The 26,933-nt window shown below is 69.3% G+C and carries 22 protein-coding genes; 10 read left to right on the forward strand and 12 right to left on the reverse strand.

Going from position 1 to position 26,933, the window contains the following annotated elements:
- Positions 1-24: 24 nt before the first annotated feature.
- The 5 genes from ABIE65_RS03190 to ggt all read right to left on the reverse strand — a co-directional run bounded on the left by ABIE65_RS03190 (position 25) and on the right by ggt (position 5,811).
- Positions 25-816: a DUF1206 domain-containing protein gene (locus ABIE65_RS03190; protein ID WP_354075446.1), complete on the reverse strand. Its 792-nt coding sequence runs from the start codon at positions 814-816 to the stop codon at positions 25-27.
- Positions 817-918: 102 nt separating this feature from the next.
- Entirely contained in the window at positions 919-1,779 is an 861-nt protein-coding gene (nadC, locus tag ABIE65_RS03195) for a carboxylating nicotinate-nucleotide diphosphorylase (protein ID WP_354075447.1), read from the reverse strand.
- Positions 1,776-2,789, reverse strand: coding sequence for a quinolinate synthase NadA (gene nadA, locus ABIE65_RS03200; protein WP_354075448.1), 1,014 nt, complete (start codon positions 2,787-2,789; stop codon positions 1,776-1,778). Before nadA ends, nadC begins: the two co-directional genes overlap by 4 nt.
- Before the next feature lie 118 nt (positions 2,790-2,907).
- Positions 2,908-4,149, reverse strand: coding sequence for a Zn-dependent hydrolase (locus ABIE65_RS03205; protein ID WP_354075449.1), 1,242 nt, complete (start codon positions 4,147-4,149; stop codon positions 2,908-2,910).
- Between the two features lie 57 nt (positions 4,150-4,206).
- Positions 4,207-5,811, reverse strand: a complete 1,605-nt coding sequence (gene ggt / locus ABIE65_RS03210; RefSeq protein ID WP_354075450.1) for a gamma-glutamyltransferase — start codon at positions 5,809-5,811, stop codon at positions 4,207-4,209.
- Positions 5,812-5,942: 131 nt separating this feature from the next.
- On the opposite strand from ggt, the gene ABIE65_RS03215 reads away from it, so the two are divergent.
- Positions 5,943-6,356, forward strand: coding sequence for an OmpA family protein (locus ABIE65_RS03215; protein ID WP_354075452.1), 414 nt, complete (start codon positions 5,943-5,945; stop codon positions 6,354-6,356).
- An 18-nt stretch (positions 6,357-6,374) separates the two neighbouring features.
- Here ABIE65_RS03215 and ABIE65_RS03220 read toward each other — a convergent pair whose 3' ends face one another.
- Positions 6,375-8,864 (reverse strand): cation:proton antiporter, encoded by a 2,490-nt coding sequence (locus ABIE65_RS03220; protein WP_354075453.1) that lies wholly within the window; start codon positions 8,862-8,864, stop codon positions 6,375-6,377.
- 168 nt (positions 8,865-9,032) lie between these two features.
- On the opposite strand from ABIE65_RS03220, the gene ugpB reads away from it, so the two are divergent.
- The 5 genes from ugpB to ABIE65_RS03245 all read left to right on the forward strand — a co-directional run bounded on the left by ugpB (position 9,033) and on the right by ABIE65_RS03245 (position 14,033).
- On the forward strand, positions 9,033-10,340 hold the full coding sequence (ugpB, locus tag ABIE65_RS03225; protein WP_354075455.1) for a sn-glycerol-3-phosphate ABC transporter substrate-binding protein UgpB: 1,308 nt from the start codon (positions 9,033-9,035) through the stop codon (positions 10,338-10,340).
- 130 nt (positions 10,341-10,470) lie between these two features.
- Positions 10,471-11,352 carry a sn-glycerol-3-phosphate ABC transporter permease UgpA gene (gene ugpA / locus ABIE65_RS03230; RefSeq protein WP_354075456.1) on the forward strand — a complete coding sequence of 294 codons (882 nt, stop codon included), beginning with the start codon at positions 10,471-10,473 and terminating at the stop codon, positions 11,350-11,352.
- Positions 11,352-12,197 (forward strand): sn-glycerol-3-phosphate ABC transporter permease UgpE, encoded by an 846-nt coding sequence (gene ugpE / locus ABIE65_RS03235; protein ID WP_354075458.1) that lies wholly within the window; start codon positions 11,352-11,354, stop codon positions 12,195-12,197. Before ugpA ends, ugpE begins: the two co-directional genes overlap by 1 nt.
- 4 nt (positions 12,198-12,201) lie before the next feature.
- On the forward strand, positions 12,202-13,287 hold the full coding sequence (locus tag ABIE65_RS03240) for a sn-glycerol-3-phosphate import ATP-binding protein UgpC (RefSeq protein WP_354075459.1): 1,086 nt from the start codon (positions 12,202-12,204) through the stop codon (positions 13,285-13,287).
- Positions 13,284-14,033: a GntR family transcriptional regulator gene (locus ABIE65_RS03245; protein ID WP_354075460.1), complete on the forward strand. Its 750-nt coding sequence runs from the start codon at positions 13,284-13,286 to the stop codon at positions 14,031-14,033. Before ABIE65_RS03240 ends, ABIE65_RS03245 begins: the two co-directional genes overlap by 4 nt.
- 26 nt (positions 14,034-14,059) lie before the next feature.
- Here the strand turns inward: ABIE65_RS03245 and ABIE65_RS03250 are convergent, their stop codons facing one another.
- Genes ABIE65_RS03250 through ABIE65_RS03270 form a run of 5 tightly spaced genes read right to left on the reverse strand, consistent with a single transcriptional unit; the run spans position 14,060 to position 20,045 of the window.
- Entirely contained in the window at positions 14,060-14,929 is an 870-nt protein-coding gene (locus tag ABIE65_RS03250; protein WP_354075461.1) for an alpha/beta hydrolase, read from the reverse strand.
- Between the two features lie 35 nt (positions 14,930-14,964).
- Complete coding sequence (locus ABIE65_RS03255; RefSeq protein ID WP_354075462.1) at positions 14,965-16,104, reverse strand: DUF1513 domain-containing protein; 1,140 nt, start codon at positions 16,102-16,104, stop codon at positions 14,965-14,967.
- Positions 16,105-16,108: 4 nt separating this feature from the next.
- Positions 16,109-17,242, reverse strand: coding sequence for an imelysin family protein (locus ABIE65_RS03260; RefSeq protein WP_354075463.1), 1,134 nt, complete (start codon positions 17,240-17,242; stop codon positions 16,109-16,111).
- Positions 17,243-17,252: 10 nt separating this feature from the next.
- The gene (locus ABIE65_RS03265) at positions 17,253-18,755 is read right to left on the reverse strand and encodes a di-heme oxidoreductase family protein (protein ID WP_354075464.1); all 1,503 of its coding nucleotides are present in this window, start codon (positions 18,753-18,755) and stop codon (positions 17,253-17,255) included.
- Positions 18,756-18,764: 9 nt separating this feature from the next.
- Entirely contained in the window at positions 18,765-20,045 is a 1,281-nt protein-coding gene (locus ABIE65_RS03270; RefSeq protein WP_354075465.1) for an imelysin family protein, read from the reverse strand.
- 346 nt (positions 20,046-20,391) lie between these two features.
- Here ABIE65_RS03270 and ABIE65_RS03275 point away from each other — a divergent pair, with 346 nt between their 5' ends.
- A complete protein-coding gene (locus ABIE65_RS03275; protein WP_354075466.1) occupies positions 20,392-22,212 on the forward strand; it encodes an ATP-binding protein in 1,821 nt (606 codons plus the stop codon).
- On the opposite strand, the gene ABIE65_RS03280 is transcribed toward ABIE65_RS03275, so the two are convergent.
- Entirely contained in the window at positions 22,196-23,281 is a 1,086-nt protein-coding gene (locus ABIE65_RS03280; RefSeq protein WP_354075467.1) for a mandelate racemase/muconate lactonizing enzyme family protein, read from the reverse strand. The genes ABIE65_RS03275 and ABIE65_RS03280 overlap by 17 nt on opposite strands.
- Positions 23,282-23,445: 164 nt before the next feature.
- Here ABIE65_RS03280 and ABIE65_RS03285 point away from each other — a divergent pair, with 164 nt between their 5' ends.
- From ABIE65_RS03285 to ABIE65_RS03295, 3 genes are read left to right on the forward strand one after another with little or no spacing between them, the layout of a single operon-like run.
- Positions 23,446-24,264 (forward strand): glycosyltransferase, encoded by an 819-nt coding sequence (locus ABIE65_RS03285; RefSeq protein ID WP_354075468.1) that lies wholly within the window; start codon positions 23,446-23,448, stop codon positions 24,262-24,264.
- Between the two features lie 13 nt (positions 24,265-24,277).
- Positions 24,278-25,306: a glycosyltransferase family 4 protein gene (locus ABIE65_RS03290; protein WP_354075469.1), complete on the forward strand. Its 1,029-nt coding sequence runs from the start codon at positions 24,278-24,280 to the stop codon at positions 25,304-25,306.
- 51 nt (positions 25,307-25,357) lie between these two features.
- On the forward strand, positions 25,358-26,794 hold the full coding sequence (locus ABIE65_RS03295) for a mannose-1-phosphate guanylyltransferase/mannose-6-phosphate isomerase (protein ID WP_354075470.1): 1,437 nt from the start codon (positions 25,358-25,360) through the stop codon (positions 26,792-26,794).
- The last annotated feature ends 139 nt before the right edge of the window (positions 26,795-26,933 follow it).

Genomic DNA, 26,933 nt, shown 5'->3' on the forward strand with positions numbered 1-26,933 from the left:
GCGACGGGATTTGCCAACGGAGGCTCAGTGGACCTCGATGTGCCGATAGCGCGCTTCGGCGAGGCTGTAGACGCCGAAGGCGACCAGACCGAACGCCAGCACGAGCAGGATGAGCCAGCCGAAGGCGAAGCCCTGCAGCGCTTCGAGCGCATCCTCCAGCCCCGGCCGGCTCTCCGCGTTGTAGGCGAAGCCGCCCGTCACGATCAGCACGGCGAGGATGAAGAAGACCACGCCGCGCGCGACGAGCCCTACGCTCGCGACCGGTCGCAGCCAGCGCATGATGTGCTCCGGGCAGCGGAAATACTTCTCGAAGCCCTGGGTCCAGCCCTTCCAGACGAACGCCGCACCGACACCGACGGCAACCGCTGCGGCGATCCAGACGACGACCTGGGCATAGCCGGCATCGAACGCCACGGCGAGCCATTCGGCGGTCGGGTCGCTCCCGCCGCCACCGCCACCGCCGCCGCCCCACGTCGAAACCAGCCCGACCGCGAAGAGCGCCAGGGCGATATGCGTGAGGGCGCTGACGAAGAGGCCGGCGCGGACGGCCAGACCCTTGGCACCGCTGCCGATGCCGTCAGGGTCGCGGATGGCCTGAACGAGGCGCCAGACCGCATAGCCGGCCAGCCCCACCACCATCAGCCAGACCAGGATCGTGCCGAAGGGTTGGGCGAGGATCGTGCGCAGCGCGCCCTCGCTGTCCTTCGCCTCGCCGTTGCCCATGGCCGCCAGCGCGGCGAAGAAGCCCACGATGAGGTAGACCAGTCCCCGTGCGCTGTAGCCCGCACGTGCGAGCGGTTCGATCGCCGATGTCATCGTCCAACGTCCCCGGTTCGGCCGCCATGGCCACCGGGGTAACGCATGGGCGGCGAGACGGTGCCGCGACGGCCGGCGTCGCCCTCTGCGCCCGCTTCGGATTCAGGCGTCGAGGCCGAGGTCGAGGGCGGGCGCGCTGTGGGTGATCCATCCGGCCGAGATGATGTCGACGCCCGCCGCGGCGATGGCGGGAACGGTCTCCGCCGTGATCCGCCCGGAGGCCTCCGACACGGCGCGCCCGGCGATCAGCCGCACCGCCTGACGCAAGGTTTCGGGCGGCATGTTGTCGAGGAGGATGGCGTCGGGCCCCTCCTCCAACGCCTCGGCGAGTTGCTCGAGCGTGTCGACCTCCACCTCGATGCGGACCATGTGACCGACGGCCAGCTTCGCGGCGCGGATCGCGGCCGCCACGCCGCCGGCCATGGCGACGTGGTTGTCCTTGATGAGGATGCCGTCGTCGAGGCCGAAGCGGTGGCTGACCCCGCCGCCGGCACGCACGGCGTGCTTCTCCAGCGCGCGCAGGCCGGGCGTCGTCTTGCGCGTGCAGGTTATGCGGGCCTTGTGCGGGCGGGCCGCGTCGACCAGCGTCGCGGTGCAGGTTGCGATGCCGGAGAGATGGCAGAGGAAGTTGAGGGCCGTGCGCTCGGCGGTGATCACCGCCCGGGCCGGCCCGTCGAGGCGCAGCACCGTGTCGCCGGGCGCCACGCGGCTGCCGTCGGGCCGCTCCACCGTCACGCGGATCGTCGGGTCGAGCAGGCGGAACGCCAGGGTCGCGACGGCGGTGCCGGCCACGGTGCCCGGCTGGCGCGCCGCCACCACGCCACGGAACCGCGCATCGGCGGGCACGACCGCGGTCGTGGTGATGTCCCCCGCCCGGCCGAGATCCTCGGCGAGGGCGGCGCGGACGACCGGCTCGACCAAAATCTCCGGCAGCGGCTCGACGATCGACGGCTGGCCCGTCATCGGCCGATCTCCAGCATGCGCTCCACCGCGCGACGGGCGCGGGCGGCGACGGCGGGGTCGACGAGCACCTCGCCCGACATGGCCTCCAGCGACCGGCGGATCTTCGGCAGGGTGATCTGCTTCATGTGCGGGCACAGGTTGCAGGGCCGCACGAACTCGACCTCGGGCAGCTCGGCCGCGACGTTGTCGCTCATCGAGCATTCGGTCAGGAGCAGGACGCGCGGCGGCTTCTTCGCCTTCGCGTAATCGGCCATCTGCGCCGTCGAGCCGACGAAGTCGGCCTCGGCCAGCACGTCGGGCGGGCATTCCGGATGGGCGATAACGACGAGGCCGGCGGTCTGCTCCCGGTAGCGCCGCACCTCGGCGCCGGTGAAGCGCTCGTGCACCTCGCAGTGGCCCTGCCACTTGATGACCTGGATGTCGGTCTGGCTGGCGACCCAGCTCGCCAGATATTCGTCGGGCAGGAAGATCACCCGGTCGGTGCCGAGCGACTCCACCACCTTGAGCGCATTGCCCGAGGTGCAGCAGACGTCCGATTCCGCCTTCACCTCGGCCGAGGTGTTGACGTAGGTGACGACCGGCACGCCGGGATAGCGCTGCCGCATCAGGCGGATGTCGGCGGCCGTGATGGAGTCGGCGAGCGAGCAGCCGGCGCCGGCGTCGGGCAGCAGCACCGTCTTGTCCGGGTTCAGGATCTTCGCCGTCTCGGCCATGAAGTGAACGCCGCAGAGGACGATCACGTCGGCGTCCACCCGCGTCGCCTCGCGCGCCAGCGCCAGGGAATCGCCGACGATGTCCGCCACGCCGTGGAAGATCTCCGGCGTCTGGTAGTTGTGCGCCAGGACGACGGCGTTGCGCTCGCGCTTCAGGCGCTGGATGGCGTCGATGTCGGGCGCGAACAGCGGCCACTCGAACGGCGGGATGACGCGCTTCACGCGCTGCCAGGCGGCTTCGGTGCTGAGGGCGATCTCGGGGGTGAACAGCTGGTCCCGTGCGATGGCTCCGGCCATGGCTGGCCTCCTGCGTTATGGGCCCGCCTAATATGCTCATTCTGAGCATAAGTGAAAGAGGCAAACGAAAAGCGGGCGGGAGCCCGCTTCCGTTGGGCGCGCGCCAGCGGCTGCTGCGCTACCGGTTGGCGCGCTTCAGGGTGACCTGGAGCAGGACGTTCGTGGCGGGGACGATCTGGTCGAGGGTGCAGTTCTCCGACTCGTGGTGGCTGATGCCCTTCTCGCAGGGCGAGAAGATCATCGCCGTCGGCGCCATGCGGCTCATGTTGTAGGCGTCGTGGCCGGCCTGGCTGGCCATGTCCATGTGGCTGTAGCCGAGGCCGGCGGCCGTGTCGCGGACCAGCGCGATGCAGTCGGGATCGAACGGTTCGTCACCGAACGACCAGCTGTCGGCGACCTCGATCGTCACGTTCGCCTTCTCCGCCGCGCGCGCCTTCGCCTGCTCGAAGGCGGCCAGCATGGCGTCCAGGGTCTCGCGCTTCGGTGCGCGGAAGTCGATGGTGACCTTGGCGTAATCGGGCAGGATGCCGGCGAGGTTCGGCAGCACGGTGATCTTCGCCGCCGTCGACTTGGCGTCGGGGCCGTGGTCGAGGGCGATCTGCGTCGCGTCGACGATCAGCATCGCCGCGCCGACCAAGGCGTTCTTGCGGATCGGCATCGGCGTCGGGCCGGTGTGGGCCGTCTCGCCGTGCACCTCCAGGTCGAAGCCGCGCACGGCGTAGCTGCCGGCGACGACGCCGACCTGGACGCCCTTCGCCTCCAGGTCCGGCCCCTGCTCGATGTGCAGTTCGAAATAGGCGTCGACGGGGCGGCCGCCGACCGGCGCCGTGCCGGCATAGCCGATGCGCTCCAGTTCGCCGCCGAAGGTGAGGCCGTCGGCGTCGGTGCGGCCGAGGCCCCAATCGAGCGGCTTTAGGCCGGCGAAGACGGCGGAGGCGGACATCGGCGGCTGGAAGCGGGCGCCCTCCTCGTTCGACCAGTTCACGACCTCGATCGGCCGCTTCGTCCGGATGCCGGCGTCGTTGAGCGTGCGGATCACCTCCAGCGCGCCCAGCACGCCGAGCGGCCCGTCGAACTTGCCGCCGGCGATCTGGCTGTCGAGATGGCTGCCGATGATGACCGGCGGCAGGCTGTCGTCGGTGCCGGCGCGGCGCCCGAACATGTTGCCGAGCGCATCCACCGAAACGGTCAGCCCGGCCTCCTCGCACCAGCGCGCGAAGAGGTTGCGGACGTCACGGTCGGAAGCGGAGAGGGCCAACCGCCGCAGGCCGCCGGCCTTGCCGGGACCGATCTTCCCCGATTCCATCAGCATCGACCAAAGCCGGTCGCCGTCGATGCGCAGGTTGCCGTGCTCGCTCATGGTGGGCGGATCCTCTCGAAGCGCCGGCGGCAGCCGGCATGTCATGTGCGCCGGCGGCTAGACAGCAAGCGCCATGCCGTCGTGGTTCGGATCGGCCGCGCCCTGCATCGCGCCGCCCTCGATCCGGATGCCGTGGACGCCGGCGAACGGGTAGCTGAGGTGACTGCGCGCGACCGTGTAACCGCGGCTCTCGACCTCGTCGGTGACGTAGGCCGGAATGCGGTTGCTGACATCGATCAGGTCGCTGGTGGCGGAGAAGCGCGGTGCGACGATCGCATCGAGAATGGGCATCTCGAAGTCGATCGCGTTCAGGATCGCCTGCATCACGCCCATGCAGATCTGCGTGCCGCCCGGCGCGCCGATCACCATGGTCGGCTTCTCGCCGTCGAAGACGATGGTCGGCACCATGGCGCTGAACCGGCTCTTGCCCGGCGCCAGCGACCCGGCGCGGCCGGGACGCGGGTCGAAGACGCCCATGCAGCCGTTGTACATGAAGCCCAGGCCCGGCGTGATGACGCCGCTCGGCATGCCGAGCGAGTGGGTCACGGAGACGGCATTGCCCTCGGCGTCGACCACCGAGATGTGCGTCGTGTCCTTCGGCGGATCGGGTTCGAAGCGCGGCACGCTGACCTTCTCGCCGCGCCGGATGGCGGCAGCAGCCGCTTCGGCATACTCCTTCGACGTCAGCCGCTCGACCGGAACGTCGAAGAAGTCCGGGTCGCCGACATGCGCGTCCTTGTCGGCGGTGGCGCGCTTCATCGCCTCGGCGACGGTGACGATATAGTCGGCGGAGTTGTGCCCCATCTCGAACAGATCGAAATTCTCGAGGATGTTCAGCATCTCGAGCAGCATGATGCCGCCGCCGGGCGGGTTGTTCGTCGCGATCCCGTAGCCGCGATAGAAGCCGCGCAGGGGGTCGCAGCGGCGCGTGCGGTAGTTGCGCAGGTCGTCGAGGGACAGCAGGCCGCCGTTCCGCTTCATATCGTCGGCGATCTGCTCGGCGATCTCGCCCTTGTAGAAGACGTCCGCACCCTCCGCCGCGATCCGACGCAGCGTCGTGGCCATGTCCGGATTGAGCACGCGCTCGCCGGGCCGCTTCAGGCTGCCGTCGGCGTTGAAGTAGATGCGCCGCCCCGTCTCGGTGAAGCGCAGGCGGTCGACCGCCGGCACCCGGCCGAACAGCGCGCCTTCGCACCACCAGTGATGCACGTGCGGCCGCACGGCGAACCCGACGTCCGCCTGCCGGATGGCCGGCGCCATCACGTCCTTCCAGTCCATCGAGCCGAATTCGGCCTGCGCCTCCGACAGCGCCTTGAGGGTGCCGGGCACGGTGACGGACTGGTAGCCGACGTCGTTGACGCGGCCCTTGAGGACGAAGCCGAAGCCGTCGCGCGTCTCGCCTTCGATCAGGTGCTCCCACATGCCGGGCGTGGCGGCTGCCGGAACCCTGCCGTGAAAGTCGATGAACGTATGGACGTCCTTCGACGGCATGTAGACCTGCATGCTGCCGAAGCCGGCGATGCCGCACATCTGCGGATCGACCACGCTTTGCACGAAGGCGCAGGCCACCGCAGCATCGACCGCATTACCGCCTCGCTTCAGCACCAGCGCGCCGGCTTCGACGGCCTCCGGTTGCGGCGCGACGATCATTCCCGACGCCATGGCTTTCCTCTGCTGGTTGGAGCACACAAAGTATGACGACGTGCGCATTTGGGCGCAACGCGGCCGACGGGCCGCGTGGGGCAGTCGCCGATGACCGGTCTGCCGGACCGGCCGCTAGTGGGGGTACATCGATGTCCGTATTGAAGAGCCTGGCCTTGGTCGCTGTCCTGTCCGGGCTCGCCGCGTGCGGCGGCATGAATTTCGGTCAGGGGACGCCGCCGGCCACCTATCTCGTCTTCTTCGAGCCCGGCAGCACGGACCTCGGGCCGGATGCGCGGGCCGTGGTGGCACGGGCGGCGCGCGATGCGGCCGCGGTCCGGCCGAACGTCGTGCGCATCACCGGCTACACCGACAAGGCGGGAACGACGACGGAGAACCTGACCCTGTCCGAGCGGCGGACGCAGACGGTGGCCGAGACGTTGCTGGCCGACGGCGTGCCGCTCGACAAGATCCGGCGTCAGCCCCTCGGCGAGGCCGTGGCGACGGATGTCGGCCTGGACGCGACACAGGACCGGCGGGTCGAGATCACGTTCGCCGACCGGTAGACCGGAGACGGATCCGGTTCAGTCACCCGACTCGGCCGCTTCGACCAGGTTGCTCTCGCTGCGCCGCCGGGCGATCGCTTCGATCTCGGCGCGCAGTTCCGGCACGCCGCGGACGAACCGGCGGAAATCCGCCGCGTCCAGGCACAGCAGTTGGCTGTAGCCGATCGAGACGACGTCGGCCACCCGCGGCTGCCCGAGCACGAGGGCCATCTCGCCGAACACGTCGCCGGTCGCCAGTCGCACCGGCCCCCCGGGCAGGCGGACCTCGAGGCTGCCGGCGGCGACGAGATACATCGCGTCGCCGCGCTCCCCACGCCTCACCACGGACTCCCCGGGTGTCGCCAGGATCGGCCGCAGCATCCGCGCCAGACGCTCGAGCTGCGATTCGGTCAGTTTGGCGAACATCGGCACCCGCCGCACCATCTCGGCCAGCTTGAAGCCGAGGTCCAGTGCCGGTCGTCGCCGGATGGCGTCGCGGCGGGCGCGCAGGTCGGCCTGGAGATTCTCGAAGACCTCGCGGCTGATCAGCGCCTCTTCCCGCTTGAGCTGGTACTGCCGATCCTCGAACCGCAATGCGGCACGGCCGAGATGCTGCACACCCAGCGCCGTCGCGTAGACGGGATACTGAAGCTCCAGCGCGGCGAGCGCCCGCTGCACGGCCTCCATGCGCTCGGCGAGCCGTGCCGCGATCTTCTCGCTGGCGTCGGCGCCGAGCACCGGGCGGATCGAACGGTCGTTGAACTGGCGCGCCTCGCGCAGCACGAGGCGCTGGATCAGCAGCATCTCGAACCAGTCCGCCAGTTCCGATGCCAGCGGCCGGCTCCACCCCAACCGCCGATGCAGCCACAGGGCAAAGCGCAGGCGGCGGCCGATGCGGGCCGCTCCCGCCACGGCGTAGCCCTCGACGCCCTCGACTTTCACACGGTCCGCAAGGGCGTCGGCGCCGGCCACCAGGATCGCGACGAGACGGCGCGAGATGGTCTGCTGCTCGAAATGGTCGAGATAGGCTTCCCGTTCGCGTGTCACGAGGGTGAGCAGACCGACCTGGATCCGCACGGGCAGCGGAATGTCGACGCCTCCCGCGCCGGCTTCGGACGCCGGCCGCGTCGTCGACACCACCTTGTCGACCAGGCCCGGTTCGAGCCCGTAGTCGCGTGCCACCTCGGTCACCCGGTCACGCAGCCCGACGAGCGACAGGCCCATCACCCGATCGCGCAACGCCCGCTCCACCGGATCGAGGCGGTCGAGGCCGAGCAGGCGCAGCAGCGGCCCGAGGGTCGGCGCGTTCAGGAACAGCGTCAGGAGCACGAAGCCGATCGCCGCGATGGCGACGAAGCGGCGGATCTCCTGCGGCACCGCCATGTTCTCGCTGATCGCGATCGCCAGCACCATGGTGACGGCGCCGCGCAGGCCACCCCACAGAATGACCGCCTTGTAGCGGTTGCTGACCGGCTGAACGAGGCGCAGGGCGGAGAGAAGCGGCAGCGGCCCCCAGAGGACGAGGGCCCGCGCCAGGATGGCGGCGACCGCCAGCAGCGCGATGAATCCCAGATCGCTCAGCGACGCCTCGGACAGCACGCGCGACGCCACCATCGAGGCCATGATGAAGATGAGCGAGGTCGCCCAGAACTCGATCTTGCTCCAGGCCTGGATGAGCGAGCGCCAGTTGGCGGGCGAGAGGCGCAGCGGGCCGTAACTCGCCATGACGACGGCGGCGGTCGCGACCGCGACCACGCCGGAGACCTGGAAGTAGAGTTCCGCGATCACGTAGGACAGGTAGGCCAGCGCCACCGTCAGCGTCGTCTCCGCCGTGAGTGCGCCGCCCATGCTGGGCAGCAGCCCGCAGATGGCGCGCGCCAGGACGAAGCCGACGGCGATACCGCCGGCGAAGCTGGTGAAGAATGCCATGGCGCCGGCACCGAAGCTGGGTGCAGCGGTGCCGGTGACGAAGGCGAGCAGGATCGAGAAGAGCGCGATGGCGGCAGCGTCGTTGAAGATGCTTTCGCCTTCGACCAGGACACTGAGGCGCCTGGGCGCGCCGAGATCGCGGAAGATGGCGACCACCGCGGCGGGATCCGTCGTCGCGATGATCGAGCCGAGGAGCAGGCACGGCACGATGCCGAGCGGCGACAGCCAGCCGAGCAGAAAGCCGACCACCCCGGTGCAGACCACCACGGCGACGACCGCGAGCAGCAGTACGGCCGCGATCTCGTCGAAGAGGCGGCGGACATCGAGATTGAGCCCGGCGGAGAAGAGCAGCGGCGGCAGGAAGATGGCGAGGAAGGCCGGCGCGGAGATGCCGAGATTGCCCAGGCCGCGGACCAAATCGTCGCCCATCATGCTGCCGCCCGCGTCCTGGCGGACCATCACCACCAGACCGAGAAGCAGGCCGAGGGCGGCGAGAAGCACGCTGTGCGGGATGCGCAACCGTGCCGCGACGGGCACCGATACGCTCACCGCCACCAGGAGGGCGGCCACCGCAAGGACAGGCGTCAGTATCTCAGGCATCGGCTGGGGACCAGCTGCTCCACACGTCACCCTTCAGCCCGCGGCCGACCGCCCTCATGGCAGTCCGGCGCAAAGGCCTGTCACAAATCCGTAACCGCAGTATAAAAGTATGGTCACAGCGGCCGTTTAAGAGACCGCGATCACACGCCACGGGAGGCTCTGAATAACATGATTCGCAAATCGCTGCTGCTAGCCGCAGGCATTAGCGCTTTCGCGTCGCCGGCGTTCGCCGCGACCGAGATCCAGTTCTGGCACGCCATGGGCGGCTCGCTGGGCGAGGAGATCCAGGCCATCACCGAGGAGTTCAACGCCTCGCAGGGCGATTGGAAGGTGAACGCGGTCTACAAGGGCAACTACACGGAAACGATGACCGCCGCGATCGCCGCGTTCCGCGCGAAGCAGGCGCCGCATGTGGTCCAGGTGTTCGAAGTCGGCACCGCGACGATGATGTCGGCCGCCGGCGCCGTCTACCCGATCCACGAACTGATGAAGTCGGCGGGCGAGACGTTCAGCGAGGACAAGTTCGTCCCCGCGGTGGCGTCCTACTACACGACGCCCGAAGGCAAGATGCTGTCGATGCCGTTCAACAGCTCGACGCCCGTCATGTTCTACAACAAGGACGCCTTCAAGAAGGCCGGCCTCGACCCCGAGAAGCCGCCGAAGACCTGGCCCGAACTCGTCGAGATGTCGAAGAAGATGATGTCGTCGGGTGCCACCCAGTGCGGCTTCACCACCGGCTGGCAGTCGTGGGTGCAGCTGGAGACCTTCTCCGCCTGGCACAACGTGCCGTTCGCGACCAAGGAGAACGGCTTCGGCGGCCTCGACGCCGAGCTGGCCTTCAACAAGGGCCCGGCGCTGAAGCACATTCAGAACATGGCCGAGTGGACGAAGGACAACACCTTCAAGTACGGCGGCCGCCGCGGCGACCCCAACCCGCTGTTCGTCAACGGCGAGTGCGGCGTTCTCTTCAATTCGTCGGCCTATTACAACGGCTTCAAGAAGTCGATCAAGTTCGACTGGGGCGTGGCCGAACTCCCCTACTATCCGGACGTCCAGGGCGCGCCGCAGAACACCATCATCGGCGGCGCCACCTTCTGGGTGCTGAAGGGCGCACCGCAGGACGAGTACAAGGGCGTGGCGCAGTTCATGAGCTTCGTCTCGAAGCCGGAAATCCAGGCGAAGTGGCACCAGAACACGGGCTACGTCCCGGTGACGACGGCGGCCTACGAGATGACGAAGAAGACCGACTACTATCAGAAGAACCCCGGCGCCGACGTCGCCATCGCGGAACTCAGCAAGAACGCACCGACCCCCAACTCCAAGGGCGTGCGGCTCGGCAACTTCGTCCAGATCCGCGACCTGATCAACGACGAGCTCGAGAACATCTGGGCCGGCAAGAAGACGGCACAGCAGGGCCTCGACGATGCGGTGGCGAGCGGCAACCGCCTGCTCCGGCAGTTCGAGAAGGCCAACTGAGACGTCGGCTGGCGACATGAAGACCGCGGTCCACCGTCGGGTGCGACGTGACGTCCGCGTATAGCAAGGATGCCGTCGGGACAGTCCCGACGGCATTCTCTTTCGATTCCGTCCGGCGAAGGGTCGGCCGATGCTGAAGCGCGTGCATTTCCGTTCGCCGGTGCTGCCCTACCTGCTGGTGGCGCCGCAGATCGCCATCACGCTGATCTTCTTCATCTGGCCGGCCGCCCAGGCGCTCTATTTCTCGGTGCAGCGCCAGGACGCGTTCGGCCTCTCGGTCGTGTTCGTCGGACTGGAGAACTTCGTCGACCTGTTCGACGATCCGCTCTACCTGAACGCGTTCGAGGTCACGGTCGTCTTCAGCCTCGCGACCGCCGCCCTGTCGATGGGCCTGTCGCTGCTCCTCGCCGTGATGGCCGACGGCGCGCTGCGGGCACGAACGGGCTATCAGTCGCTGCTGATCTGGCCCTATGCCATCGCGCCGGCCGTCGCCGGCATCCTGTGGCTGTTCATGTTCAATCCGACGGTCGGCATCCTCGCCTACGTCATCCGGGCCTTCGGGGTCGACTGGAACTATCTGCTGCGCGGCGACCAGGCGATGGTGCTGGTGATCGTCGCCGCCGCCTGGAAGCAGATCAGCTACAATTTCCTGTTCTTCCTGGCCGGGCTGCAGTCGATCCCGCGCTCGCTGATCGAGGCGGCCGCCATCGACGGCGCCGGGCCGGCGAAGCGCTTCTGGACGATCGTCTTCCCCCTGCTCTCCCCCACCACCTTCTTCCTGCTGGTCGTGAACGTCGTCTACGCCTTCTTCGACACGTTCGGCATCATCCACGCGGTGACCCGCGGCGGGCCGGCCCGGGCGACCGAGACGCTGGTCTACAAGGTGTTCAGCGACGGCTTCATCGGGCTCGATCTCGGCGGATCGGCCGCGCAGTCGGTGATCCTGATGGTCATCGTGGTGGGGCTGACGGTCGTCCAGTTCCGCTACGTCGAGCGGCGGGTGCAGTACTGATGGTCCAGAACCGCCCCCTCCTCGGCCTCCTGCGGCACCTCGTGCTGCTGGCCGGCGTCGCCATCGTGATGTTCCCGATCTACGTGGCGCTGGTCGCGTCGACGCACACCGCACCCGACCTCCAGAGCACCTTCCCCGGCTGGTTCGGCGACCAGCTCGTCGAGAATTACGGCACGGTGCTGAGCAGCGGCATGCGATCCGCCGGTGGTGCGCCGGTCGGCACGATGATGTTCAACAGCCTCGTGATGGCGCTGACGATCGCGATCGGCAAGATCGCGATCTCGCTGATTTCCGCGTTCGCCATCGTCTATTTCCGCTTCCCGTTCCGCATGGGCTTCTTCTGGATCATCTTCCTGACGCTCATGCTGCCGGTCGAGGTGCGCATCCTGCCGACCTACGAGGTGGTCGCCGGCTTCGGCATGCTGGACACCTATGTGGGCCTCACCCTCCCGCTGATCGCGTCGGCGACGGCGACCTTCCTCTTCCGCCAGTTCTTCCTGACCGTGCCGGACGAACTGACCGAGGCGGCGCGGATCGACGGCGCGGGGCCGATGAAGTTCTTCAAGGACATCCTGCTGCCGCTGTCGCGCACCAACATCGCGGCGCTGTTCGTGATCCTCTTCATCTACGGCTGGAACCAGTATCTCTGGCCGCTGCTGATCACGACGCGCGAGGACATGTACACCGTCGTCATGGGCATCCAGCGGATGGCCAACGTCGACGAGGCGCTGATCCAGTGGAACCTCGTGATGGCGACGGCCATCCTGGCCATGCTGCCGCCGATCCTGGTGGTCGTCGGCATGCAGCGGCTGTTCGTCAAAGGTCTCGTCGAGACGGAGAAATAGGCCGATGGCCGGAGTACAGCTCAGCGGCGTTCGCAAGGTCTACCCCGGCGGGGTCGAGGCGATCCGCGGCATCGACCTGGAGATCGCCGACGGCGAACTCGTCGTCCTGGTCGGCCCGTCCGGCTGCGGCAAGTCCACCCTGCTGCGCATGGTCGCGGGGCTGGAGGAGATCAGCGACGGCGAGATCCGCATCGGCGAGCGGGTGGTGAACCGGCTGGAGCCGGCCGACCGCGACATCGCCATGGTGTTCCAGAACTACGCGCTCTACCCGCACATGAGCGTCTACGACAACATGGCCTACGGCCTGCGTAACCGGAAGACACCGAAGGCGGAGATCGACCGGCGGGTGAACGAGGCGGCGCAGATCCTGGGGCTGGGCGACTTCCTGAAGCGGAAGCCGCGGCAGCTTTCGGGCGGCCAGCGGCAGCGAGTCGCCATGGGCCGGGCCATCGTGCGCGAGCCGGCGGCCTTCCTGTTCGACGAGCCGCTCTCCAACCTGGACGCGAAACTGCGCGTCCAGATGCGCCTGGAGATCAAGCGCTTGCAACAACGGCTCGGTACGACGAGCATCTACGTGACGCACGATCAGGTCGAGGCGATGACCCTCGGCGACAAGCTGGTGGTGATGCGGGACGGAATCGCGGAACAGGTCGGCACGCCGATCGAGGTTTACGAACGTCCCGCCACCGTTTATGTCGCCGGGTTCATCGGTTCGCCCGCAATGAATTTCCTGCCCGGACGGGTGGACGGCGGCTCGATCGCCCTCGACGAGGGGCCCGTGCTGCCGCTGCCCCATGGAGCGGGCGGCGTCGAACAGGGCAGACCGGTGACCCTGGGCATCCGCCCGGAGCACATCGTCGCGGGAGAAGAACATGATCAAGAAGCGGCGCACTTCGCGATGACGGTGGACATCATCGAGACGTTGGGCGCGGACACTCTCATCTACGGCCCCGTCACCGCCAGAGGCGACGTCATCACCGTCCGCACGGCCGGACAGCGCAGGTTCCGGCAGGGCGACAGCATCCCCTTGGAAGTCTCGCTCGACCATCTGCACGTCTTCGATCCCGAGACCGGGCGGAGGCTGATTTGAACGGGGGACGCGAACCGCGCTACCGCGAGATCGCCGAAGTCCTGATCGAGGAAATCCGCTCCGCCAAATATCCGGTCGGCTCGATGCTGCCGCCGGAACTGGACCTGTGCGAGCGATTCCAGGTCAGCCGCTTCACGATGCGCGAGGCGCTTCGGCGGCTGCACGAACTGGGACTCGTCAGCCGCCGCCGCGGCGCCGGCACGACGGTCGAGGCGCTGGAGACGCCGCAGCCCTATACGCAGTCGCTGAAGACGCTCGACGAGCTGCTGCAGTATCCGCCGGAAACGATGATCACGCTGCGCGGCAGCAAGAAGATCAAGGCGGACCGGCTGCTGGCGCAGACGCTCGGTTGCCAGCCGGGCGACCGGTGGACACGGATCAGCCTCACCCGCGGGCTCGCCGACAGCGACCTGCCGATCTGCTGGAACGACATCCACATCCTCCCCGAGTATGGCGAGGTCGCCAAGCATGTCGGCGGCCAGGGCCGGCCCGTCTATCGGGTCGTGGAGGAGATGTACGGCTGCAGCGTCGACCGGATCGAGGTGCAGATGTATGCCGCAGCCGTCAGCTCGGAGATCGCGGAGACGCTGCGCACCGAACCGGGGACTCCGGCCTTCTGCATCGTGCGCCGGTTCTTCGACAGGGACTCGCGCATGTACGAGGTCTCCGTCGCGATCCACCCCGCGGGCCGCTTCTCCTACTCCATGCAGCTGCGCCGCCAGTGGCAGACCGGCCAGGGCGGCTGAGGCCGCCCGCTCCGCTCTGAAGCCCTCTACGCCTTGAAGAAGGCGGCCAGTTCGGCGGCCGTCTCTTCCGGCGCCTCCTCCGGCAGGAAGTGGCCGCAGTCGAGCGCACGCCCGCTGACGTCGGTCGCCCAGTGCCGCCAGACGTCGACGACGCCCGAGCGCCGGCCGCGGCCGCCCCAGAGGGCCAGCATCGGGCAGGCGATCTTGCGCCCGGCCGCGCGGTCGGCGTCGTCCAGGTCGAAGTCGACGGTGGCCCCCGCCCGGTAGTCGGCGCAGGTCGCGGCGATGGTCGCCGGGTCGCGGAAGCAGCGCAGATACTCGGCCATCGCCTCCGGTGCGAAGCAGCCCGGCGTGCCGCTCCACTTGTCGAGCAGGTAGCGCAGGAAATAGTCGGGGTCGCGGCCGATCATGTCCTCGGGGAACGGCGCCGGCTCGGCCAGGAAGTACCAGTGGAACTTGCCGAGCGCCGTCGCCTTGCCGGGGGCGGAGAACTCCTCCCAGGTCGGGACGATGTCCAGCGTGCAGAGCTTGGCCACGCGGTCGGGATGGTCGAGCGCCAGGCGGTAGGCGACGCGGGCGCCGCGGTCGTGCCCGCACAGCAGGAAGCGGTCGTGCCCCAGGGCCGCCATCGCCTCGACCATGTCGCCCGCCATCACCCTCTTGGAATAGGCGGTGTTGGCGGGGTCAGGCGCCGGCTTGCCGCTGTCGCCATAGCCGCGCAGGTCGGGCGCGACAACGGTGAAGTCGGCGGCGAGCAGGGGCGCCACGCGGTGCCAGATCATCTTGCACTGCGGATAGCCGTGCAGAAGCAGCACCGCCGGGCCGCTGCCGCCGGTCAGCAGGTCGATCTCGACGTCGCCCACCGGGATGCGGCGGTGCTGGAAACCCTCGAACATGACGTACCCCGCGGAAATGCCGGACGGCGGATCCGTCAGACGTTAACCGAGACGATGTGATTGTCCCAGCGCGCCGCGTCGGCCGCGGCACTGGCGAGGCGGCGGCGCCCGCCGTCCCCGGGCCGGACCTCGGCGATGCCGCCGACGCCGCTGCTGAAGAGGAACACGCCCGGCGCGCCCGCCGCCGCGATGCCGCAGCCGTCGGTCAGCCGGGCGGTTCCGACCGGCCGGTTCGCCTCCAGGTCCCAGAACAGGCCGACGCCGCCGCGCGGGCTGGAGACGGCGAGAACCCTGCCCTCGGCGTCGACCGCGGCGCTGCCGCAGTAGTTGCGCATGCCGCGCAGCACCTCGTCCGGCACCTCGACCGTCTCCAGCGCCGCGGCACCCGGCCGATGCAGGCAGACCAGCGGCACGAGATCGCCGGACGGCCCCTCATACTGCAGCGCGGCGGCGACAACGCCGTTCCGGCCGATCGCGAGGTGGCGGATGCTGAGGCGGTGCATCTCGTCGGGCAGGCGCAGGATGGAGACCTTCGTGCCGTCGCGGCCATCGAGATAGGTCAGGTTCGGCCGCATCGTCGCGACGTTGAGCTTGATGCCCGGCGCGTCGGGGTGGGTCAGCAGGCCGCCATTGGCGACGACGAGGGTGCGCCCGTCGGCCAGCAGGCGGATGTCGTGCGGGTCCAGGCCGTTCGAGCGGAAGAAGCCGACACGGCGATAGCCGTCGACCGGGTCGTAGATGCCGACGATCCCCTCGCCGCTGGCGATCTCCGTCTCGGTGGCGAACAGACGCTCGCCGTCGGCGGCGAAGGTGCCGTGGCCGTTGAAGTGGAAGCCGGGCGCCGCCGGGATCGTGCGGAGCGCGCGCCCCGCCTTCAGGTCGATGACCAGCGCGAATGCGCCGGGCCGGCGGCCGAAGGCGATGGCCTCGGGGCGCTGCGGGTGGATCGCGAAGGAATGCCCGCGCGTCGGCAGCGGCAGGTCGAAGGCGAAGCGGCCGTTCGGCCCGAAGCCGGTGGCGTAATAGTTACCCTCGGCGTCGCCGCGTGCGCTGAGCCAGAGGGGCGCGTGCGCCTCGCCCGAAGCCGCTTCCGCCGCACGCGCTAGCGGGACGAACGGTAGGCTGAGCGATGCGGCCATGCCGGCGAGGATCGTGCGCCGTCCGATGTCCGTCACGGCGTCAGTCTCCATCCAGGGCGTTGAAACCGACCGGAATGCCCAGCGCCGCGCTGAGACGCTGCACCAGAAGCTGCTTCAGGGCCGCCGCCTCGGTCGCGAGTTGCTCGACCGCGGGCCGCGCCGCGGGGTCGGACACGGCAGACTCCAGCGGCAGGGCGATCTGGTCAGCCGTCGCACGGGTCTGGGCGAAGGCACGGGTCAGCAGGTCGTCGAGCGCGGCATCGCCCGCCGCCTCTCGCACGAAATCCGACATGCCGTGGCCGCCCGCGCCGCGGTACATCGCTTCGGCGGCTGCGAGATTCGCCCTTATGTTTTCGATCGAGCGGCCGCTCCGCCAGGATTCGGCGAGGTTGGGCCGTGCCGCCGCCGGCGATGCGCCGAGCGGCTTGGCGAGCTTGTGGTCGGCGACCAGTTCGACGGCGGTGTAGAGGCTCTTGAACAGGTCGAGCGTCGCCTCCTTCGGGTCGCGGTAGCGGTCGTTGCCGGGCCCCGCCTCGGCGATCACGGCGGCGAAGGCGCCGGGACCGTCGGTCCAGGCGGTCTCGACCTCCGCGGCGATGACCGCGAGATTGCGCGACACGGCCACGACCATCGTGCAGCGGTAGCGGGCGTCGTCGCCGCTCGCGAGCAGGGCACCGGCGCTGTCGTCGCCGTAGAGCAGGCGCTCCAGAGCCGGGAGGCCCTGGATCGCGATGCTGCCCTTGTCGAAGGCCGACTGCGCCACCGCCTCGGGATCGCGCGCGGCGAGCGTCGACGTGAGCTGTCGGCCGACCGTGTTGCGCGGGTCGGGCCAGAAAGCGAAGCGCACCGCGCGCATGAACAGTTCGACCGGGCCGAACCGGACGTGCTGGATGCCCTGCCAGGCGTCCGCCGCGGCGCCGTAGGCACCGCGGAGCGTCTCCAAGCCGGGGGCCGACGGCGCGGCGCAGAAGGCGTCGGCCGAGGCGCGCAGCCCCGCCGTCGCTTCGGCCAGCCGCGCGTAGCCGGGCACGACATGCCGCTCGACCAGCGATTCGTTGAGCCGCCGGTAGTCGGCCTCGGTCGGTTCGGCGCGCACCGCGCCGGTGCCGGCGAACAGGGTCACCGCCATCGCGAGCAGGAAGATGGGCGACCGACGCATGACGGGACGCTTCATGACCGGAACCTCACAACGAGCGGAGGAACGCGAGAAGCGCCTCGCGCTCTTCCTTCGACATCCCCACCACGGCGTCGCGCGCCTTCTGCGCCTCGCCGCCGTGCCACAGGATCGCTTCGAGCAGCCCTCGCGCGCGGCCGTCGTGCAGGAGGCGCATGTGGCCGCTGACCGTCTCGGTCAGACCGATGCCCCAGAGCGGTGCCGTGCGCCACTCGGTGCCCGACGCGGCCGATTCCGGACGATGGTCCGCGAGCCCCTCGCCCATGTCGTGGAGCAGCATGTCGGTGTAGGGCCAGATCAGTTGGAAGGACTGCTCGGGCTCGATCGAATCGCGGCGCGTCACGAATTTGGGCCGGTGGCAGCCCGTGCAGCCCGATCCGTAGAACAGCGCCTTGCCGCGCAGCACTTCGGGATCGTCGATGTCGCGGCGTGCCGGCACGGCGAGGTTGCGCGAATAGAAGTTCACGAGGTCGAACATCTGCGGCGGAACCTCGAATTCCCCCTTCTCGGCGCCGTGCGGCGCGGCGCGGCAGGCGGCCTGCGCGTCGGTGCAATCGCCCCACATCGCGTCCGCCAGCGGCGACGACAGGCCGATGTCGTTGGCGAAGGCGTGCGCCGTCTGCTGCGGGATCGTCGGCTCGCCCGCCTTCCAGCCGAAGCGGCCGAGCGTGGCCTTCTGGGTTTCGGTGCTGAAGACAATGTTGGGCCGGCCGGAAATGCCGTCGCCGTCCCGGTCGTCGGGATCGGCCAGGGCGAGGATATCCGCCTCGTCGATCGCTTCCAGCAGGCCGACGCCGATCATCGGCGGTGCGATGCGCGGCGAAATCATCGTTTGGGGATGCATCGGGCCGTAGGCCAGATCCTCGACGCGCCAGGTCGGCTTCTCGAGTTCCACGACCGCGCCATCGGCCAGACGGACGGAAACGGTCTCGATCGAGACGACGGGATTCCCCTCGGCGGGCACGCCCTGCACCGAGAAGTTCTGCAGCTGGCCGCCATAGACCGGTTCCGGGATCACCGAGGCGTGCTCGACCGTCACCAGCCGGCGCTGCTCGTCGGTCTGCGGCGGGATGGACAGGCGCAGCAGCAGCGAGGACGCCGGCTCGCCGGCGGCGGGCGGCGCACCGCGGCCGTCCTTCAGATGGCAGGACTGGCAGGAGCGCGCGTTGAACAGCGGGCCGAGGCCGTCGGACGAGGTCGTCGACGACGGCGAGGATACCCAGAGCTTTCGGAAGATGCCGTCGCCGACCTTGAAGTCGAGCTCGCGCTCGAAACTCATGTTCGCCGAGGGCTGAGAAAAAACGCTGATGTTGAGCGGCTTGAAGGACGTCGCAGCACCCCCGGGATGCAGTTCGAACTGCTCCGGAGCGCTGAAGTCGGTCGTGGGGCTCGTCACCGCTGCGATGCGCGCCGCCTCCTTGGGCGTGCGCGCATCGGATTGGGCGGCGACGAGGACCATCGCGCAGGCAGCGCTCGCCGCAGCGAGGCGCCGCAGCACGCCGTAGAGGCGCATCGGCCGGCCTTACTTGAACACGTTGGCGGGGTTGTCGAGGCTGTCCGACCCTTCGAACGAGACGAGCTGCAGGTCGAGAGCCGCCACGACCCGCTCCAGGCTGCGCGTCTGGTCGGTGAGCGCAGCGATCCCCTTCTCGACGACCGCGTTGCCCTCGGCGTTGCCCGCGCCGATCATCTGGTCGTAGGCCTCGACCGTCTCGGCACGACGCTTCAGCGCCGAGAAGGCCTCGTAGCTCGCCGCAAGCTTGGCACGCATCTCGGCGTCGAGCGCCGGATCCTTGGCGGCGACCAGCGCGGAAAGGCCCGGTCCCTCGACCTTGGTGCCGTCGATGCGCATGTAGCTGCCGAGATAGACGTTGCGCATGCCCACCACGTCGTAGAAGTGGGAATTGTGGGTGTTGTCGGAGAAGCAGTCGTGCTCCTCCTCCGGGTCGTTGAGCAGCAGGCCGAGCTTCATGCGCTCGCCGGCGAGTTCGCCATAGGCGAGGCTGCCCAGGCCGGTGACGATGGCGGAAATCCCCTCGTCCCCCTGCAGCGCGGTGCGGGCGGCACCGCCCTTCGTCCACTGCTTCGTCATCCAGTCCAGTTCGTCGACCAGCATCTCGCTCGCGACGGCGAGGTACTGCCCGCGCCGCTCGCAGTTGCCATGGGTACAGGCGTCGCCCTTGGCGTAGTCGGTCCACGGCCGCTCACCGGCACCGGCCGCGGTGCCGTTCAGGTCCTGGCCCCAGAGCAGGAACTCCACCGCGTGATAGCCGATGGCGACGTTGGCCTCGACGCCCCCGGCTTCGTGCAGCGATTCGAGCAGCCTCGCATCGATCCGGCCGGCCTCGTAGTCGGTGCCGCCGGCCTGGAATTTCGGATGGGCGATGATGTTCGCCGTGTAGAAGGGATTGCCGTCGGATTCCGTGCCGTAGCCGCCGTCGACATAATCGATCAGCCCCTCGTCGAGCGGCCAGGCGTTCACCTTGCCCTCCCAGTCGTCGACGATCGGGTTGCCGAAGCGGAAGACCTCGGTCTGCTGGTAAGGCGGACGCGCGGCGATCCACGCCGCGCGTGCCGCCTGCATGGCCTCGGCGCTGGGCGAGGCGACCAGCGCGTCGACCGCGTCCCTGAGCCGCTTCGCCGCGATCAGGGAATCCTCATAGGCCGCCTGGGCGATATCCGCATAGGTCTTGATGACCGCCGACGGCTCGGGCGCGGCGGCACGTACGTCGCCGGCGCCGAAAGCGGCCGTCACGGCGACGAGGCACCCCCCGACCGCATGAAGCAAGACTGATCGTGGCATGGGCCGGCAGGCTCCTCTCGGCTTCGTCGCGGCGCACCATACTGAGATTGCGAATAGGTCTCAATATCCCTTTGACCTCTGTGACCAAAAGCACCTGCGCCAGTTGCCCCCAAAGCCGAAATGCGTGATATCAACGCATATACTGCTCGCGGCTGGATTGAATGCGGTCGCTGGAAGTTACGCACGACGAACAAGAAGTAATGATAGTCACTCTCAGGCTTGAATTCTGCCAACCACTTGCTGCCGGCCGGGGGGACGTTGCGTCGGCCGTGGCTGGCAGGAGCAATCCCAGCATGGCGACGCCCTGTCGGCGCGATGCCGTCCGGGCCGCGCGGGGGATCGCTGCGTGATCGAGGCGCTGACTTTCCTCAAGCTCGGCCAAGCCGCTGCGACCCTCGGCTTCGCCGCGCTCCTCATGGCGATCGTGTCGCCGACCGATCATCGGGGCAACATCGGCCGGCAGGTACTGAGTGGCTTGATCCTGGGCGGTGTCGGCATCCTCAGCATGCTCGACCCGGTCATCGTCCAGGGCATGCGCTTCGACGCGCGGATGCCGGCTGTCGTCATCGCCGCTCCGCTCGCCGGCCCGTTCGGCGGACTGACCGCGGCGGCGGCCATCGCCGGCATGCGGTTGGCCGGCGGTGGCGCAGGGCTGCTGCCGGGCCTGGCGACCATCGCCCTTGGCGCCGCTATCGGCTACGCATACTGGCGGTTCGTTCTCGACGAGGGCCGGATACACTTCTGCCATACGGGCGTATGGCATCTAGCGCTGGCGAGTGCGGTCGTACCGTTCATCGGCTTGGCTCTATATCCCGACTGGCCGTCCGCCATGGCCGCGTTGTCCCTCGCGGTGCCGTTCACCGCGCTCATCAACGCGATCGGCATGGCATTGGTCGGCATGATCGTGATCGGCGACCGCCAGCGCCGACGAAGCGTGGCGGCGCTGCGAGAGAGCGAAGAGAAGCTGCGTACCGTCACGGAGAACCTTCCGGGCGTCGTCTTCCGCTGTGTGCTCGATAATGCCGGCCGGCCGACTTTCCCGTTCATCTCCACGGGCGCCGACGCTCTCACCGGCATCAGCGCCGAACAGATCGTCCGCGAGCCCGACCGCCTCCTGACGCAGATCGAGGACGAGGGCGGCCGCCGATGGATCGATGAACTCGCGAGGTCCGCCAGGGAGGGCATCCCCTTCGCCTTCGAGGGCCGCTATCGACGGCCGGACGGCTCCATCGTGTGGCTCCTGAGCCGGGCGACGCCGCAGAGAGGAGAGGACGGAACGGTGTCATGGGACGGCTTCGTCCTCGACATCACCGATAAGAAGGCGCTCGAGGACGCGCTCGAAACGGCACGGGCGGCAGCGGACGCCGCGAACCACGCCAAGACCCGGTTCGTCGGCCTGGTCAGTCACGAGTTGCGATCGCCGCTTTCAGCCGTTCTGGGATATGCGGCCCTTCTGAAGGATTCCGGCGTCCGGCTGATGGACGAGCGCCATCGCGGTTTCATCGAGTCCATCGAGCGCAGCGCGATGCACATCGCCGCCATGGTCGACGACCTGATCGATCTGAGCGCGGCGGAGAGCGGGATCATAACGCTGCGTCCGCAAGCGGTCGACATAGGCGTGCTCCTGGCCGACGTGGCCGCGATCCTCTCGCAGCGCGCCGACGATGCGGGCGTCCGACTGCAGGTGAGGTCGGAGGGGGGGCTGATCCTGCACGCGGACGAGAAGCGCCTTCGCCAGGTACTGATCAACCTGATCACGAATGCCATCCGCTTCACGCCGCAGGACGGGGAGATCCGGGTAGCCGCCGCCGGCACGCCGTGCGGCGGCGTCGCGATTTCCGTCGCCGATACGGGTATCGGCATTGCGCCCGCCGATCAGGCCCGGATCCTGGAACCCTTCGTCCAGGTCGACAACGAGATCAACCGGCGCGGCGGCGGAACCGGCCTCGGCCTGCCCCTGTCCAAGCGGCTGGTCGAAGCGCATGGCGGGACGCTCGCCATCGAGAGCGCCGTCGGACAAGGCACGACCGTAACGATCCGCCTGCCCCGGATGGCCGCCGGCGGCGCCGCGCGCGAGCGGGAGACGGCCGCGCCGCATCGGGCGATGCCGCCCCCCGACCGCGCGTCCGCCCTGACGTCGTCCGCCTCGCCTACAGAGCGACCGTAAATTCCCGCAGCGCCTCCGGCCGGAACGCGAGCCCATGACCGGGCCGGTCGGGCGGCCGCATGGTGCCGTCGCGCACCGTCACCGGATCGACCAGGAGGTCTTCCAGCCAGCCCATGTATTCGAGCATGTGCGGGTTCGGAATGGCGCACATCAGGTGGCCCATCAGCTCGTCGAAGCAGTGCGGCGCGATCAGCATCCCCCAGGTGTCGGCGACGGCGGCGATCCGCCTGAGCTCGGTGAAGCCGCCGCGCATGGGATCCGGCTGCAGGATCGGGATCTTCGGGTTCTCGAAGAAGGGCCGGAGGTCATGGCGCCCGAAATGGTTCTCGCCGCCGACGACGCGCAGGTCGAGCGCGTCGGCGATGCGGAAGTAGCCGGCGAAGTCGTCGGGACGGACAGGCTCCTCCATCCAGTAGACGCCGTGCTCCTCGAACCGCCGCCCCATGGGAATCGCGGTGTCGGCGGTCCAGCCGCAGTTGATGTCGATCATGATGTCGACCTCGTCGCCGAGCGCATCGCGCATCTGGCGGACGTGCGCCACGTCCTGGTTCAGGCTCCACATGTGGCCGGCCTGCATCTTGATGGCCCTGAAGCCCGCATCCGCGTAGCGGCGGGCCTTCTCCACCATCCCCTCGCCGCCGAGCCCGCGCCAGCAGCCGCTGCCATAGGCCTGGACGTCGCGCGCCGCACCGCCCCACAGGCGGTAGAGCGGCAGCCCCGCATGCTTGCCGAGGGCGTCCCACAGGGCGATGTCGACGGCCGACTGCGCCATGACCGTGATGCCCGCCCGGCCCATCGTGGCCGTCGCCTTCCACAGGTCGTCCCAGATGGCTTCCACCGCGGTGGCGTCGCGACCCAGGATGCGCGGCGCGATCACCTCCCGGATGCAGGCCTGCAGAGTCGCGAGGCCGCCGCCCAGCGGCTGGAGGTAGCCGAGCCCGACCACACCGGATTTGGTCTCGATCTCGACCAGCAGGATCTCGCGCGGCAGGTCGTAACCGTGCGCGAAGCGCGGCGGATCGACCCAAGGGGCGCGCAGCGCGGTGGTGCGGATGTCGGCGATGATCATGGGCGCTTCTCCATGGGCGCGGCCGTTTCTGTTGCACGGATGATGCGCCATGCCCGCGCCGGGCGAAACCGCGGGCGACGCAACGCAGCCCGCCCTTCCTGGCGCGGCGGCCCTCTGGCATAGTCCGGCCGCCATTCGGGGCGGGCCACAGGCGGAGACGCGGGGTGCAGGATACGGTCGTCGACGACCCACGGCCCAGGCTCACCATCGTCACCGTGAACCGGAACATGCGCGACGGCCTCGCGCGGACAATCGCCAGCGTCCGCGACCAGACCTGCGCGGGCGTCGAGCATCTGGTGGTCGACGGCGCCTCGACGGACGGCTCGCCGGCACTTCTCGGCGAGATCGCGGCCGACGGTGGCGCCCCCCTGCTCCGCTGGCTGAGCGAGCCGGACGGCGGCATCTACGACGCCATGAACAAGGGCGCACGACTGTCCCGCGGGACCTGGCTGCTCTTCCTCAATGCCGGGGACGAGCTGGCGGCGCCGGATGCACTGGCCCCGGCCCTGGCGGTAGCGGAAGCGGGCGGTGCCGGAATCGTCTACGGCGACGCCTGGGTCGCCTATGGCGACGGGTCGCGCGCGCTGCGCCCGGCGGGGCCGATCGACACGATCGTGCGGACGATGCCCTTCGCCCACGCCGCCACCCTCATCCGGCGCGATCTTCTGATCGAGCGGCCCTATGCGACCGATGGGCAGGCGTGCGACTACGCCTTCTTCCTGGCTTGCCGCAGCGCCGGGACGGCGTTCCGATACGTGCCGGGGGCGATCGCGACCGTCGAGGCCGGCGGCGTCAGCGACCGGCGGCGCATACGGTCGACCCTCGAACGATGGCACGCGGTACGCAGCCTGGGCTGCGGGTCGCCGAGGCTGGATGTCTGGTATGCCGGCGCACTTCTCCGCGCGGCCGTGGCTCCGCCGCTGGCGCGCCTCGCACCTGCCCCGTTCCTGCGGCGCCTGCGGCGCGCCCGGCTCGCCGGTTGAGCGCCGCTTCCCCATGACACACGGCGCGATTTCCACAGTGTTCGCCGCAGCGGAAGGCATCCTGCTGCTCGGGGTCCTGCTGATCTGCATGCGCGCCGAGGCCGTGGGACGCTGGCTCGGGGTGGTCGACCATCCGGACAAGCTGCGCAAGCTGCACAGGGCGCCGACGCCGCTGGTCGGCGGCATCGCCAGCATGGTGCCGCTGCTCGCCGTCGCGGCACTCGAAGGCTGGCGCCAGCCGTCTCACGCGCCGCTGTTCGCGACACTCGCCTTCTCGACGGCTGCGTTCCTGCTCCTCGGCCTCGCCGACGACCGGCGGCACGTCTCGGTGACGGCGCGGCTGCTGCTCTCGACCCTCGTGCTCACCATGGCGCTCGCCCTCCAGCCGAGCCTGACGCTGCCCACCCTCGCCTTCGGCGCGGAGGGAGCGGCGGCGCTGCACCTGGGCCTGCTGGGCGGGCCGTTCGCACTGCTCTGCCTCCTCGGCTTCCAGAACGCGGTCAACATGGCCGACGGCGCCGACGGTCTCGTCATCGGCATGGCGCTCGGCTGGGTCGGGCTGCTGCTGCTGCACGCGCCGCCGGAACTCGCGCTCTTCCTCTGGATCTGCGGCGCCTCCCTGGCGACGACACTGCCCTTCAACCTGCGCGGCAAGCTGTTCCTGGGCGACGCCGGCAGCTATGCGGTCAGCGTGCTGATCGGCATGGCGGCCATCCACACCTACAACGCGTCCGCCGAGCTGTCCGCCGCGAACGTCATGCTGTGGTTCCTCCTGCCCGTGGCGGACTGCCTGCGCCTCATCGGGACGCGGCTGCGCATGGGGCGGTCGCCGTTCGAGCCCGACCGCAACCACCTGCACCACAGGCTGGCCGCGGTGATGCCGCAGCGCGCGGCGGTGGCGGCCTATCTGGCGCTGGCGCTGCTGCCCGGGGCGGCTGCGGAACTGCTCCCGCACCGGGCGCCGCTGCTCGCATTCTCGGTGATGTTGGTGTACCTGTTGATCCTGCGGATCACGTCGCCGGTGCGGCGCCAGTCCGCCTGACGGGCGTCGTCGAGCGGGCCGGCCAAGGCCGGAATCGAGCCGGAGTTTGCCATGGGTCGTGCCGAGGCCGTGTCCCCCCAGATCGTCCCCGTCATTCTCTCCGGCGGCAGCGGAACGCGGCTCTGGCCACTGTCCCGTTCGCTCTATCCCAAACAGTTCCTGCCCCTCGCCTCGGAGCGCACGCTCCTGCAGGAAACGCTGCTCCGGGTCGCCGGCGGCGGCGGCTTCGCCGCACCGATCGTCGTCTGCAACGAGGAGCACCGCTTCATCGTCGCCGAGCAGGCGCGGCTGGTCGGCATCGAGCCGCAGGCGATCGTGCTCGAGCCGATGGGCCGGAACACCGCGGCCGCGGTAGCCGTCGCGGCCCTCATGGTCGCCGGGCGCGATCCGCACGCGCACCTGCTCGTGATGCCGTCGGACCACGTCATCGGCCTGCCCGAAGCCTTCCAGGCGGCGATCGCGGCGGGAAGCCGCACCGAAGACCGTCTGGTCACCTTCGGCGTCAAGCCGACACGGCCGGAAACGGGCTTCGGCTACATCGAGGCGGGCGATGCGGTCGACGGCGACGAGACCGTCAGGACGATCCGGCGCTTCGTCGAGAAGCCGGATGCGGCGACGGCCGCCGAATATGTGGCCGCCGGCAGCTTCCTGTGGAACAGCGGCATCTTCCTGCTGCCGGCCGGGACGTTCCTCGCCGAACTGGAACGGCTGGCGCCCGACGTGCTGAAGGCCTGCAAGGCGGCGGTCGCCGGCGAGCAGCGCGACCTGGGCTTCCAGCGCCTCGACCGGCAGGCCTTCGCCGCCTGCCCCTCCGTCTCGATCGACGTCGCCGTCATGGAACGCACCGACCGGGGCGCGGTCGTGCCCGTGGAGATGGCCTGGAGCGACGTCGGGTCGTGGAGCGCCCTCTGGGAGATCGCGCACCGCGACGCCGACGGCAACGCGTCGAGCGGGCCGGTGTTCGCCGTGGACACCCGCGATTCCTACCTGCGGTCCGCCGGCCCGGTCGTGGCGACCGTCGGGCTCGACAATGTGGTGGTCGTCGCCACCAAGGATGCCGTGCTGGTCACCAGCCGGGACCGCGCCCAGGACGTCCGGCAGGCGGTCGACCGTCTCGCCGCGGCCGGCCGGCACGAGCACCTGACACCGCCGGAGACGTTCCGGCCTTGGGGGTCTTTCCAGACGGTCGACCTCGGCGACCGGTTCCAGGTCAAGCGCATCGTCGTCCAGCCGGGGCAGAGGCTGTCCCTGCAGATGCACCATCACCGCGCCGAACATTGGATCGTCGTGCGCGGTACGGCCAAGGTCACCTGCAACGACCGCGCCTTCCTGCTGCACGAGAACGAGTCGACCTATATCCCGCTCGGCTCGACCCATCGGCTGGAGAACCCGGGACGGGTGCCGCTGCACCTGATCGAAGTGCAATCGGGATCCTATCTCGGCGAGGACGACATTGTCCGCTTCGAGGACACGTACGGCCGCTCCTGAGGGTCGACGCGACCGGCCGTGACCGGCGCTGCGACAAAATCCGAATGCAACCAATTTACGCCTATTTTCGTCCCGTCTAAGATGCTCTCCGGACACCTCGGAGGGCCCGCCGGATCGCGCGGGCCTGTTCCGGGAGGTC

The sequence above is a fragment of the Constrictibacter sp. MBR-5 genome, from assembly GCF_040549485.1.
In the GTDB taxonomy this organism is placed as follows: Bacteria; Pseudomonadota; Alphaproteobacteria; order JAJUGE01; family JAJUGE01; genus Constrictibacter.